This is a genomic window from Aquimarina sp. AWH4_224 (assembly GCF_056160245.1).
The window spans coordinates 228,406-242,919 of the sequence record NZ_JBSWWU010000005.1; the positions used below are offsets into that span (position 1 = coordinate 228,406).

A 14,514-nucleotide genomic window follows, 5' to 3' on the forward strand; every position below is an offset into this window, starting at 1 on the left:
ATTTATTTGTTGTTAGCAAGAAAATAATGCCCCAAAATTGGTTTGGGGCATGAAAATATTATGTCCTATAAGTTACCTACGTGAGTAGACAAGTCCACTAATTTTGTAGAATACCCATATTCGTTGTCATACCAAGACACCAATTTGAAGAAATTATCATTAAGTGCAATTCCTGCATTAGCGTCAAAAACAGATGTTTGTGATTCTCCAACAAAATCTTGAGAAACAACATCTTCGTCTGTATATCCTAAGATACCTTTTAATTCATTTTCTGAAGCCTTTTTTACTACAGCTTTCAATTCGTCGTAAGACACTGCCTTTTTAGTTTTTACTGTAAGATCCACTACAGAAACATCTGCAGTTGGCACTCTAAATGCCATTCCGGTTAACTTTCCTTGAAGCGCTGGAATTACTTTGGTTACGGCAACTGCAGCTCCTGTGGTAGAAGGAATGATGTTATTTAAAGCACTACGACCTAATCTATAATTCTTTCTTGAAGGAGTATCTACTGTAGACTGTGTTGCGGTAGAAGCGTGAACTGTGGTCATCAATCCTTCTTCAATTCCGAAATTATCGTCAATAACTTTGGCTAACGGCGCTAAACAATTGGTGGTACAAGAAGCGTTAGATACGATAGTATCAGAATCTTTTACGTCGTTATGATTTACTCCCATTACAAACATAGGAGCATCCTTTGAAGGTGCAGAAATCACAACTTTCTTCGCCCCTGCTTTAAGATGAGCATCTGCTGTTCCCAGTGTAGTAAATATTCCTGTGCAATCCATAACTACATCAACTCCAACTGCATCCCATTTCAAATCTTCTGGATTGCGTTCTGCGGTTACACGGATTTCTTTTCCATTTACAACAAGGTTTCCGTTTTTTACCTCAATTGTTCCATCAAATTTACCGTGAACAGAATCATATTCTAATAAGTAAGCCAAATGGTCTACGTCTAGTAAATCATTTATGGCTACAATCTCTACGTTATCTCGCTTTGAAGCTATTCTAAAAGCAATTCTTCCAATTCTTCCGAAACCGTTAATTCCAATTTTTAACGTACTCATATCTAATAATTTAGTTGTTTTAATTTTGATTTAAATGTGGTTATATAGTTACACCGAAGTGATATCTGCTACTTTAATTAGTCCATCATGCTTGTGAAGCCTTTTATCCAATGCCGTAGTCAAAGGAACAATGGTTACTTGCTTGTGTACAATTCCTATCATGACTTCACTTTTGCCTTCTAGCAAAGCCTCTACTGCTCCTACTCCCAACTTGCTGGCCAATACCCTATCGTAACAACTTGGTGCTCCTCCTCTTTGGATATGCCCCAAAACCGAAACTCTTACTTCGTACTCTTCAAGGTTTTCTTCTACATACTCCCCGAGTTCGAAAATATTTTTCCCAGATTTGTCTCCTTCGGCTACAACGATGATACTAGAAGTTTTTCCAGTCTTTTTACTTTTTTTGAGAGACTCTATTAATCGATCTACTCCCATATCTTCCTCAGGAATAAGAATTTCTTCTGCCCCTGCGCCTATACCTGCATTAAGGGCGATATCTCCGGCATCTCTTCCCATCACTTCAATAAGAAATAAGCGATTATGAGAACTTGCCGTATCCCGAATTTTATCAATGGCTTCTACTACGGTATTCAGTGCTGTATCATATCCAATCGTATAATCAGTACCGTTTATATCATTATCGATAGTTCCAGGAATACCTACTACAGGAAAGTTGAACTCTTCAGACAATTTAAGCGCTCCGGTAAAACTTCCATCTCCACCAATTACTACAAGAGCATCTATATTATTTTTTACCAGATTGTCATACGCTTTTTGTCTGCCCTCAACAGTTCTGAATGCTGCAGACCGTGCTGATTTCAGGAAAGTTCCTCCTTTATTAATAATGTTTCGTACCGAACGTGCATTCAGCTCTTCAATTTCATTATGAATTAACCCCTCATATCCTTTATAGATACCAAAACAATTGATCTGGTAAAAGCTACAAGAACGGACCACTGCGCGAATGGCTGCATTCATTCCAGGAGCGTCTCCTCCCGAAGTTAATACTGCGATATTTTTAACCTTTTTTGTCATTACAGCCAAAACTATCGTTAATGACCATAATAACCTAATTTGCTAAAAAACTAAAACGTTTTCGGTTAATAAATTCAGTATTTACCGACAATAAAGAGGATATTTTAACACATTTTCAGGAATATCGTTAAGATTAAAGTAATATATCAAAGCGGATCGTTTTTTACTATTATTTTGATCTATAGACCTCAACTTTTGTTCAAAAATGTATAAATAACAAAAAACGGTCTGTAAAAACAGACCGTTTGATAAATTAACACTTCGTTTTTTGATTACTCTTGAATCAAAATTAAATATTGCCAAGCATCCAGTTCATATTTTTGGTCTGCTGTTGCTTCCATAGATTCTCCAGAGAAGTAGTCTTTGAATTTACCCACATAATCCGAGGTAAATGTAACAGGCTCTTTGGTCATATTGGCTACAAACACAACTTTGTTGCCATTTTTTTCTCTTGCAAAGGCCAACACTTTTTTATCATCAGAAGTCTTAATTCTGGTATATGATGCTGCCTCTTTTCCTCCATGCAAAGCAGGATTGGTATTTTTAAGCTTTCCTAGTTTTTCATATAATGGAAAGAATTTCCCTTTCTTTTTAATAATGGTATCCTTTTCAAAAAAGAGTAATCTTTTATCCATATCATATTCCTGACCCGAATAGATCAAAGGCATACCTGGTGCTACATACGAAAGTGCAGCAAACAGTTCTTTGGCATCTCCCATTCTTTCATCTACAGTACCATTCCAGGAATTCTCATCATGGTTGGAAGTAAAGTTCATCAAAATATCATCCTCTTCATACAAAGAGTCGATCTGCGCCATTCTTTTATCCCATTCTTTAGCATCTGCTTTTCCTTGCGCGATATCATTCATTTTATGGTGCGTATCCCATCCGTATCCCATGTCAAAGGCATTGTCCAGCAATTCAGGCTCCCAACCTTCTGCCAACATAAATACAGGTTTGATTTTCTTTAGCTCAGTTACTGTTTTTTCCCAAAAATCTACAGGCACCATTCCGGCCACATCACATCGGAAGCCATCTACGCCTTCCTCTTTTACCCAATACATCATATCCTTTCTCATCTGCTCACGCATCTCCTGGTTGTCATAATTGAGATCAGCAACATCTGTCCAGTCCGTATCTACAGTATGCGTAATATTTCCTTCTTTATCTTTGGTATAATAATCCGGGTGCTCTTTTAACCATACGTGATCCCATCCCGTATGATTTGCTACCCAATCCAAAATCACATAAATACCATTATCATGTGCTGTTTTTACCAAATCTCTAAAATCTTCTAAGGTTCCAAATTCTGGATTTACCTTGGTATAATCAGAAATCGCATAATAACTTCCTAAAGGCCCTTTGCTTTTGGTGGTAGAAATAGGATAAATTGGCATTACCCAAAGCACTTTTACTCCTAATTGCTTCAATACAGGGATATCTTTGGTAAATGCTTTAAACGATCCTTCTTCAGAATACTGACGAATATTAGCTTCATATATCACCGCGTTCTCCATCATTGAATTATCTACCGGAGGAAGTTCTTGTTTTACTTCTTCTTTTACTTCGGTTTTGGCCGCTACGGTTTCCTTTTTTTCTTTTCCGCAGGAAAACAATACTCCCAGGGTGACTAAACTTATTGCTAGTTTTTTCATTATCTCTTTAATTCTATTAGGTTTATTCTTTTATTTCAACTCTAGTATCATGGATTTTTTAGCCTGAATATTAAAATCCTCGGTAATATCAATATTGCTATCAGTAATAATATCGGCACCAGTTTTGAAAGCTTGTATTCCTTCTTTAAATCTGTTTACATCGATATTTTGATCCTTGGTACTATTATTCATAATGACCATCACAGTTTGCTCCTTATTGTATCTGAAATACACATATACATTGTCGAATGGGATAAACTGAAGTAATTGTCCATTATGAATGGCAGAAGCATTTTTACGCCAGTTCAATACTTTTTTGGTAAATGAATGAAAGGCTTCCTGATCTTTGGTTCTTCCCTTATTTTGATCCGTTGGCAAAAAGGCATTTTGTTGATCGCCTTCCCAGCCTCCTGGAAAATCTCTGCGTATATCACCATCCCCTTTTTTATCACGATTTCCTAGCATTCCAATTTCATCTCCATAATAAATCTGCGGAATACCTCGTGTGGTAAATACCAAGGTCATGGCCATTTTATACTTATCAATATCTCCTTGATAGATCTCATTGATTCTATTGGTATCGTGATTACCTGCAAACAACAGAATGTTATTAATATCTGGATATAAAAAGTCATTTGTAAAATTTTCATAAGCTCTGATCATACCTTTGTCCCATGCGCCTTCATCTTCATCAAATACTACCATTAGTGCATCGTGCAAGGTAAAGTCCATTACCGACGGTAAATGTGAATTAAAGCCATTAATTGCTCCTATTTTACTGTCTTTTTGCCAATATGCAATCTGAGCCTGGTTATGCATCCAAACCTCACCTACAATATTAAAATTAGGATACTCTTCCATAATTGCTTTGGTCCATTGTGCTATACCGTCTTTATCATTATAGGAATAGGTATCTACTCTAAACCCATCAAGATCTGCATACTCTATCCACCAAATTGCATTTTGTGTAATGTAATTCAGTAATAAAGGATTACTTTGATTCATATCCGGCATCGTGGTATCAAACCAGCCATCCATACAGCCTTTGGCATCAACTTGAGCTGCATTGTTATCAAACTGCGTAGTCATTCGATAATTACTTCTTCTGAAACCTTCTGGCCATTGGTGAATCCAATCTTTGGTTGGCAAATCCTGAATCATCCAGTGTTTGGATCCCCAATGATTGGTAACATAATCCATAATTAGTTTCATATCCAGCTTGTGCATTTCTGAAGCCAAGCGTTTATAATCTTCATTCGTACCGTATCTTGGATCGATTTTGTATAAATCACTTTGCGCATAAGTATGATATGAGTATACGGGTTCGTTGTCCTCCAACAACGGAGTACTCCACAAGGCCGTCGCTCCAAGATCTTTGAGGTAATCCAAATGATCAATTACCCCTTGTAAATCTCCCCCATGGCGTCCACCTGGATTTGATCGATCGGCCTTCTCCACAGTATCTGGATGAGAGTCATTTTTGGAGTCTCCATTAGCAAATCGATCTGGCATGATCAAATACATAACATCACTACTATCAAAGCCTTTTCGATCTTTGGAGTTTTCTCTTCTTTGTTTCAATTCATAAGGTTGAGAAAACACAGTATTATTATTTTCTTTAAAATCTATAGAAAAAGTAGCTGGTTGTACTCCTTTTGTATCTATAGTAACAAACACATAATTTGGGTTTTCGGTCTTTTTCACCTCTGTTATGGTAAGCCCTTCTATCTGTATATCATATTTAGAAAGATCTTTTCCGTAACACATCAACTGCAGTTGGTCAAGATGCATCCCACTCCACCAAAAAGGAGGTTCTATTTTGTCTATTTGTCCGTAAGTAATTGAAAACAATAAACAAGAGCATAGAACTAGTACTATATTCTTCATTGTTTTAAGTTTTTAAAATGATTATGGTAATTGGTTAGAGACAAACACCCCAAAAACCAAAGCTCTTGAGGTGTTTTTATATTCAATCAATTGGTATTGATTACACCGTTATTAAACTATCTGGGGAAATGGTAAATTCTTTACCGTCCACACAAATAGTCAATTCCTGATTTCCTTCTAAAGTAAAAGATGTTCCTTCTTGAGAAACACTTACCTTCAAGATTTGATTTCTGAAGTTCACATTAAAAGTATATCCTTTCCACTCTTTAGGAATTCTTGGAGTAAAAGAAAGTTTATCCTCCTTAATTCTTAATCCTCCAAAACCTTCAACAATACTCATCCAGGTTCCCGCCATACTAGTAATATGTAGTCCTTCTTCTACTTCTTTATTGTAATCATCAAGGTCTAGTCTGGATGTACGCAAGTAAAATGTATACGCCTGATCCATCCTATCCAGATAAGCTGCTATAATACTATGAACACAAGGAGACAAAGAAGATTCGTGAACCGTATATGGTTCATAAAAATCAAAGTGTTTTGCCATTTCTTCTTTGGTAAACTTATCCTCAAACATATACATCCCTTGTAACGTATCCGCTTGTTTGATATAAGGAGAACGTAAAATTCTATCCCAACTCCAATATTGATTGATTGGTCGCTGAGAAGCATCTAGATTGGATACTGTGATAAGTTCCTTATCCAAGAATCCATCTTGCTGTAAAAATACCTGATGCTTTTCTGAGTAAGGAAAATACATATGCTCTGCTACCTTCAACATTCCATCAATTTCTTCTTGATGCAAATTCGTAGCCTCTATAACCCTTTTGTAGTCTACAGCATATTCTCCTTTTACTTTATTGAGGCTTTCTATACAATACTCGATACACCATTTGGCTAAATAGTTTGTATACCAGTTATTGTTGATGTTATTTTCGTACTCGTTTGGACCGGTTACTCCCAAAATAACATATTTCTCCTTCTCTTCAGAAAACGTTGCTCTCTGATGCCAAAAACGTGCCACACCAATCATTACTTCCAATCCTTTTTCTGGGATATAGCTATAGTCTCCTGTGTATCGGACATAGTTATAAATAGCGAAGGTCATTGCCCCATTTCTATGGATTTCTTCGAAAGTAATTTCCCATTCGTTATGGCATTCTTCTCCATTCATGGTTACCATTGGGTATAAGGCTGCTCCATTGGTAAATCCAAGTTTTTCTGCATTTTCTATCGCCTTATTCAAATGATGGTAACGATAAGTAAGAAGGTTTCTTGCCACCATCTGATCTTTGGTAGCCATATAGAAAGGAAGACAATATGCTTCGGTATCCCAATAGGTACTCCCGCCATATTTTTCGCCTGTAAATCCTTTTGGGCCAATATTCAATCTAGGATCTTTTCCTAAATAGGTTTGGTTTAGCTGAAATATATTAAAACGAATCCCTTGTTGTGCTTTTACATCTCCTTCAATAACAATGTCTGCCATTTCCCAAATCTTGGACCAGGCTTTCTTTTGCAAGTCTAACAAAGCATCAAAACCAGATTCCGAAGCCTGCTTCAGCACAGTTGCACTGGCTGAAACCAGATCTTCATTTTTATGATTTAGCGATACTGTATACCCTCCAAATTTCACCAGATGTGTACTTTGTCCTTTAGCTACTTGAGCTTCATAAGACAATCTTACAGAGGTACCACTGGTCTCGGCTTTCGGACTAGCATTTACTTGTTCGTTGGCAACAAACAACTGATTTAGCATTCCTGTACACACATGAAATTCTGTTTTCATGGTCTTTGATAGAATATAAGCTGTATTGCCATTATGAGACAAGTCATAGGTATCCCAAAACTTATCATCCCAGTTGGTATCTTCATTCGTAATCCCGGCATCCAAATATGGTGTAAATACCACTTTAGCTTCCTGATTGATTGGAGTTACCTCATAACGAATAGCACCTACCTCATCTAGATCCAGACTAAGAAATCGTGTTGCTTTTACTTCTATTTCTGTGCCATTAGTAAGTACTGCGGTAAATGAACGTTGGTACCATCCTTCTTTCATATTAAGTTCTCTCCTGAAATTGGCAACTGACTTACATTGATGTAGGTCCAGTTTTTCTCCATTCACCTCGACATCTATACCGATCCAGTTGGGTGCATTAAGAACTTTTGCAAAATACTCTGGGTACCCATTCTTCCACCATCCTACTCGGGTTTTGTCTGGATAATATACTCCGGCAATATAGCTTCCTTGGAAAGTGGGACCTGTATAAGTTTCTTCAAAATTTGCTCGTTGTCCCATAGCACCATTACCGATACTAAAAAGGCTTTCTGAGGATTTAACTCGTTCTACATCAAATCCTTCTTCAATAATCGACCAGTTATCTGGTTTTATATAATCCTGATTCATCTTCTTCTAAAATTGTTAAACTTTTTCGGTAGTTAGTAATGTATCCAAAAACTCTTCTTTGATTTCGGTGAAGTCTTTGAAAACGTAATCTGCCTCATGAAGCACTTTGGCGTCTCCGATTCCGATGCTGATCATATTGGCAATATTTGCAGCTTGTACACCTGCAACAGAATCTTCAAAAACCACACAATCCTCTGGAGCAATGTCTAAAGCTTTTGCACCGATCAAAAACACTTCTGGATCCGGTTTAGCTTTGGATACATCTGTACCATCTACGATAGTATTAAATTTATTGGTTAGTTCTACTTTGTCTAAAATTATTCGTGCATTTTTGCTTGCTGAACCTAAAGCAATTGCTTGATTTTTTGAAATCAAATAATTAAGTATTCTTGGGACATCTGGCAAGATTTCTGAGGTATCCATCCTGGAAATATAGGCTAGGTACTCCTCATTCTTTTCGGCCATTAATCTTGTAAATTCTTCTTCTGAAATGGTCTTATTACCCCATTCTAAAATTTTTTCTAAAGATCGTACTCGGCTAACTCCTTTTAGTTGTTCATTTTGTTCTTCAGAAAAAGAAATACTTAGGCTATTGGCTAGATTTTGCCAGGCTAAAAAATGATATTTTGCTGTATCAACAATAACACCATCCAAATCAAAAATAAATGCTTTCTTCATGTTTATTTTATCTTAGCTTTTATTCAAAATTACTTTATCATCTACATCTTTTACTCTAGTCACCAATAAGGCTGCTATAATAAAGGACACTCCACTTATTACTAAGGCGTACATAGCATTTCCATTATAAAAGTATTTCACTAATGGACCTCCTATTAATGCATTTACTATTTGAGGTAATACAATGAAGAAATTAAATATCCCCATATACACTCCCATTTTTCTCGCTGGGATCGCTCCTGCCAAAATAGCATAAGGCATTGCCAAAATACTGGCCCAGGCAAATCCAATTCCGATCATAGGAATGATCAACAACATTTCGTTAGAAATGAAATACATGGATATGAAGCTGACACCTCCTATGACTAAACATACAGAATGTGTAAGCTTTCTTCCTATTTTAAATGCTATTGCTGGTAAGAAAAAAGCGAAAATTGCAGAAACTGCATTATATACACCAAATAAGAAACCTACCCAGTCTCCCGCATCTTGATAAGCTTTACTACTATGATCTTCTACAGGTAACCCATATACATGGTGTGCTATCGCAGGGGTAGAAAAAACCCACATCCCAAATAATGCGAACCAGGAAAAGAATTGCACCCAACTCAATTGTTTCATGGTCAAAGGCATTTTCCTGAAATCCGAAAAGATATTTAATAAGGAAGACGTTTCTTCCGGCTCCTCATTATCAGATTCTTCTTCAAAAGCTTTGAGTTCTTCTGGCGTATACTCCTTGGTAGTAAAAACTGTTATCAAAATACTCCCGATTAGAACAATTGCTCCTATAATAAAGGAAAGTAATAAATGAAAAGGTACTTTTCCGACCTCGGCAACATTAGAAATCCCAAACCAGTTTACAAATGCATAGGGTAACCACGACCCAATTACGGCTCCAAAACCGATAAGTGCCGTCTGAACACTAAATCCTAGTGTTCTTTGATCCGATGGCAAATTATCTGCAACCAAAGCTCTAAAAGGCTCCATAGCAACATTGAACGAAGCGTCCATGATCATTAGCATTCCTGCTCCTACCCATAAGGCTGGCATAAAGGCTGTAAACATGTCGGCATTAGGCATAAGCAATAGTCCTAAAGATGCCAAGACAGCTCCAGTAAGAAAATAAGGTCTTCGGCGACCTAATCTGGTCCATGTCTTATCGCTGTAATATCCTATTATAGGTTGAACGATTAATCCCGTTAAGGGAGCAACAATCCAAAACCAGGACAGCTCATGTACATCAGCACCAAAAATCTGTAAAATTCTACTGGCGTTTGCATTTTGAAGAGCAAATCCCATTTGTATCCCTAGGAAACCGAAACTCATGTTCCAGATTTCCCAGAAACTTAATTTACGCTTGTTCATTAAGTGAATATTTAATTATTACACTGATAAGCGCAAGACTTATCAAAACTTATTTAAATGTAGAAAGTGAAAATATAAGTTCTGATAGGCTCCAAAGATATTACATTTTTTTAATTATAAATCGTTAGTCATTACTTTTTTTTGTGGATGTTCTTTGGACCAAACTCGTATCTATAATTACAGTTCGGTACTCCTCTGTCATGGTTTCATCTCCTTCTAACTTATCTATTAACAGCTTGGCCGCTCGTATCCCCATGTCCTCTCCGTGTTGACTAATTGTAGTTAAACTCGGTATAAAATGTTTTGAAAGAATCCCATCTGTAAATCCTATAACAGCTACATCATCTGGTACATTCTTACCTTGCGCATGTAATACTTTGATCGCTGAAACTGCGAATAATTCATTCACCGCAAAGACCGCATCCACCTCTTTATTTTCAAAAAAATCGTGAATTTCAGATTCACAATTATCAATATCCTCTATCTTCAACACAAGCTCTTCATTTTCTTCAATATCATAGGCTCTGAGAGCCCTTAAGTACCCATTTGTTCTTAGCTTACCCACACTTATATAGTCCACTGTGGTCAAGATGGCAATTTTCTTACACCCTAATGAGAGTAAATGATTTGTGGCTGTTTGCGCTCCTTTGGCATCATCTATAATTACTTTATCACATACTACCTCATCAATTATTCTATCAAATAACACCACTGGCATCCCTTGGCTCATTGTTTCCTCTATATGATGATAGTCCTTTTTGAGTTGGGTTTCTTTGGCCACAGATAAAATAAAACCATCAGCACTGCCGCTGGCCAACATTTCCATATTGATAACCTCTTTATCAAAAGAATTATTAGAAGAACATATAATTACGTTATACCCTTTTTCATTAGCCACTTTTTCAACTCCTCCAATTACCGTTGTAAAAAAGTGATGCACAATTTCAGGAATGATAACCCCAATCGTTTTAGTTTTTCTGTTCTTAAGACTTAATGCAATGTTGTTTGGTTTGTAGTTATACAGCTTGGCGAAAGCTTTTACCTTTTGACGAGTGTCCAAACTAATTTCCACACTGTCTTTTAGGGCTTTGGACACTGTAGAGATGGAAACATCCAGTTCTTTTGCAATTTGTTTTAGTGTAACTTTTTGTTTCATTGTTTTTGTTTTTTGTTAGCGGTTATTTCCCCTTTAAAATGATCCCAATCCAATTACGTATTTAAAGATATCAAAAGCGTCAACACGTTCTAATATTTATTGTCCCTTCTTCCTTTTTTTGTTTACTCCCTAAATTTTGGGGCGAAATTATGCTATATGAGCACAATAAAACTTAAAATTTTAAGGGAATTTTAAAAGTTTTCCACACGCAAACGTTTTCGTAAGGTTTCGACTACACTGGCATTGAAGATTTAACGTAAAATTTACATACTTTGGATGCAGAAAGTGAAAATATAAGACTTAAAACAATCAAAAACTAATTTAATTTTATGAAAACATTAACTAAAAGCGCATTGTTTTTATTGTGGTTGATACCAATGAGCTTTTTTGCCCAGTCGACTGTCTCGGGAACAGTTACTGACGCGGGAAGTGGTCAACCCATTCCGGGTGTAAATATCATTGTCAAAGAGACCACAAACGGAGCTTCTTCCGATTTTGATGGTCTTTATTCTTTGAGCAATGTTAACAATGGGGATGTTATCGTATTCTCCTATGTAGGTTTTATACCTCAGGAAGTGACGTATACAGGTCAAGCTACCATAGACATGGTTTTAGAAGAGGATGCTGCGGAATTAGAACAGGTTGTTCTTATCGGTTATGGTGCTGCAAGAAAGAAAGATCTTACTGGGTCAGTTGCTCTTGTTACATCAGAGAATTTTAATACTGGTAATAACGTAACCGCAGAAAATTTATTTAACGGTCGTGTCGCTGGTGTTAACATTAACACCAACGGAGGTCCTGCCGGAAACTCACAAATCAGAATTAGAGGAGGTGCCTCTTTAAACGCATCAAATGATCCACTTATTGTAGTAGATGGTTTACCATTAAACGACCCGAGAGATACTAATAATGGTTCACGATCTGTATTATCTGCAATTAATCCAAATGACATCGAATCATTTTCGATTCTTAAAGATGCTTCTGCAGCGGCCATCTATGGTAACCGAGGAGCAAACGGAGTAATTATTATTACTACTAAAAAGGGAAAAAAGAATTTACAAATTAGCTTGGATTCGCAAACAAACATTACTACGGCAAATGAAGTAGTTGATGTATTTTCTGCTGATGAGTACCGAGCATTTATTGCAGAAAATTTTCCAGATAGACTAGCTGATCTTGGATCGGCAAGTACAGATTGGCAAGATGAGATTTACAGAGATGCATTCTCTTCAAATCATAACTTGTCTGTTGGTGGATCAATCATGCAGGTACTACCCACCCGTTTCACATTAGGTAGATCTGATCAGGAAGGATTAAGAAGAACATCAAAGTTTGAAAGAACTGCAATGTCTCTTGCATTAAACCCAAGATTATTCAATAATCATTTAAAAGTTGATGTGAATGCAAATTTAAGTTTTGAGAAAAACAGATTTGCCCCTGGTGTTGAAGGTTCTGCGATTACTTTTGACCCTACACAACCTGTTTTTGATGCTACTTCACCTTATGGAGGATTTTTTGAATATATAAACAGTGAAGGTTTTGCACAGGCAAACGTACAAAGAAACCCAGTAGCTCAGCTATTACAAACCAGAGATATAGCCAACGTAAGAAGGTTTTATGGTAATGCAAAATTTGATTATCAGTTGCATTTCTTTCCTGACCTACGCGCTGTATTAAACTTAGGTTTAGATTCTAGTGAAACAGACAGGTTTGAGGAACGTTCTACAGAAAGTGCGAATACATTTAACTCTGCACAAGGAGAATTCAACGGTTTTAAATCGGATACCGATTTTCTTACAGAAAACAGATTATTAGATGCTTATTTAGTATACAACAAAAAAGTAGGTGCTTTCGATATTGAAGCCACTGGAGGTTATTCTTATCAAAAATTCGAAACAGAAATCTTTACGACAGGTGATCAAAGAGATCCTAATATCGAACCAGAGGAAACGATTAGTCCAGATGTTGTTCTATTAGCATACTTCTTAAGAACCAATATCAAAATTAACGATAGATATTTTATTACTGGATCTATTCGTCGTGATGGTACTTCTAGATTTAGTGAAGACAACAGATTTGGTTACTTCCCTTCTGCTTCTTTTGGATGGCAGATTAGTGAAGAGAATTTCCTTAGAAACTCTAATGTATTGAGTAACTTAAGACTTCGTTTAGGTTATGGTATTACAGGACAGCAAGACATCCCTTCTGCTTTCGAATTTTTAGAAAGATATAGAGGTAGTAGTCCAAACACACAATACATTCTTAACGGAGAAGTAGTGAACATAGTTCAAGCTCAATTTAGAAATGAAGATATCGAATGGGAAAAAATTTCAGAATATAATATTGGACTAGATTATGGTTTTTTTAATGATCGTATTAGTGGTTCTATAGATGTATTTAGAAAAGAATCAGATGACTTACTTTCTCAAGCACCAGTACCAGATGCTGCTAACTTTACCAACCAAGGATTCCAAAACATTGGTAAGTTCGTTACAGAAGGTATTGAATTTGCTATCAACGCAGATGTTATTAGAAAAAATGATTTCAACTGGAATGTAAGTTTTAATGCGACTTACATTGACCGAGAAATTGAAGAATTAGCATTTGGTCAGGATATTTTAACTACTGGTATTAGCGGAGGAACTGGAAACACCATCCAGATCCAGAGACAAGGTGAGGATCCTTTCTCTTTCTTTACGTTTGCGCAAGTTTATGATGAAAACGGAAGACCTATTGAAGGAGCTTATGCTGACTTAAATGGAGATGGCGTGATTAATAACAATGACCGTTACGTTTCAGGAAACGCAGTAGCAGACGTAACCATGGGACTACAGTCAACTGTTAACTACAAAAACTTTGACCTTAGTTTCAATATGAGAGCGAGTTTAGGAAACGAAATTTACAATAACGTAGCTTCCTCAAACGCGCAGCTAGGAAATGTATTTAGAAATGTATTCAACAATACTCCGGTGAGTGTATTAGACACTAATTTCCAAAACACGTCAGATGTAATCCTATCAGATTTTTATGTAGAAGATGCTTCTTTCTTGAGAATGGATAACATCACCCTGGGATATACGCTTAGAGATGTGATGAAAGGTGTTTCTAGTCTTCGTTTTTGGGCAGGTGTACAAAATGCATTTGTAATCACAGACTACTCTGGTCTAGACCCAGAAATACAGAATAATGGTGTCGATAATACGATCTTCCCTAGAGGACGTACGTACTTGTTAGGAATTAACTATAAATACTAAAAAATTAAGG

9 protein-coding genes are annotated in these 14,514 nt (G+C 36.5%); 1 reads left to right on the forward strand and 8 read right to left on the reverse strand.

The window, feature by feature from the left end; translation table 11 throughout:
• Positions 1-65: 65 nt before the first annotated feature.
• From gap to ACXAGJ_RS12005, 8 genes are all read right to left on the reverse strand, one after another.
• Complete coding sequence (gene gap, locus ACXAGJ_RS11970) at positions 66-1,067, reverse strand: type I glyceraldehyde-3-phosphate dehydrogenase (protein ID WP_073316331.1); 1,002 nt, start codon at positions 1,065-1,067, stop codon at positions 66-68.
• 48 nt (positions 1,068-1,115) lie between these two features.
• Positions 1,116-2,102: a 6-phosphofructokinase gene (gene pfkA, locus ACXAGJ_RS11975; RefSeq protein WP_073316330.1), complete on the reverse strand. Its 987-nt coding sequence runs from the start codon at positions 2,100-2,102 to the stop codon at positions 1,116-1,118.
• A gap of 272 nt (positions 2,103-2,374) precedes the next feature.
• Positions 2,375-3,757 carry an alpha-amylase family glycosyl hydrolase gene (locus ACXAGJ_RS11980; RefSeq protein WP_474840138.1) on the reverse strand — a complete coding sequence of 461 codons (1,383 nt, stop codon included), beginning with the start codon at positions 3,755-3,757 and terminating at the stop codon, positions 2,375-2,377.
• A gap of 30 nt (positions 3,758-3,787) precedes the next feature.
• Positions 3,788-5,644: a glycoside hydrolase family 13 protein gene (locus ACXAGJ_RS11985; protein ID WP_474840140.1), complete on the reverse strand. Its 1,857-nt coding sequence runs from the start codon at positions 5,642-5,644 to the stop codon at positions 3,788-3,790.
• 100 nt (positions 5,645-5,744) lie between these two features.
• Entirely contained in the window at positions 5,745-8,051 is a 2,307-nt protein-coding gene (locus ACXAGJ_RS11990) for a glycoside hydrolase family 65 protein (RefSeq protein ID WP_474840142.1), read from the reverse strand.
• Positions 8,052-8,066: 15 nt separating this feature from the next.
• Positions 8,067-8,729 carry a beta-phosphoglucomutase gene (gene pgmB, locus ACXAGJ_RS11995; RefSeq protein WP_474840144.1) on the reverse strand — a complete coding sequence of 221 codons (663 nt, stop codon included), beginning with the start codon at positions 8,727-8,729 and terminating at the stop codon, positions 8,067-8,069.
• A 12-nt stretch (positions 8,730-8,741) separates the two neighbouring features.
• On the reverse strand, positions 8,742-10,094 hold the full coding sequence (locus ACXAGJ_RS12000; RefSeq protein ID WP_474840146.1) for an MFS transporter: 1,353 nt from the start codon (positions 10,092-10,094) through the stop codon (positions 8,742-8,744).
• Between the two features lie 124 nt (positions 10,095-10,218).
• On the reverse strand, positions 10,219-11,250 hold the full coding sequence (locus tag ACXAGJ_RS12005; protein WP_474840148.1) for a LacI family DNA-binding transcriptional regulator: 1,032 nt from the start codon (positions 11,248-11,250) through the stop codon (positions 10,219-10,221).
• 329 nt (positions 11,251-11,579) lie between these two features.
• Here ACXAGJ_RS12005 and ACXAGJ_RS12010 point away from each other — a divergent pair, with 329 nt between their 5' ends.
• Positions 11,580-14,504 (forward strand): SusC/RagA family TonB-linked outer membrane protein, encoded by a 2,925-nt coding sequence (locus tag ACXAGJ_RS12010; protein ID WP_474840150.1) that lies wholly within the window; start codon positions 11,580-11,582, stop codon positions 14,502-14,504.
• Positions 14,505-14,514 lie beyond the last annotated feature (10 nt).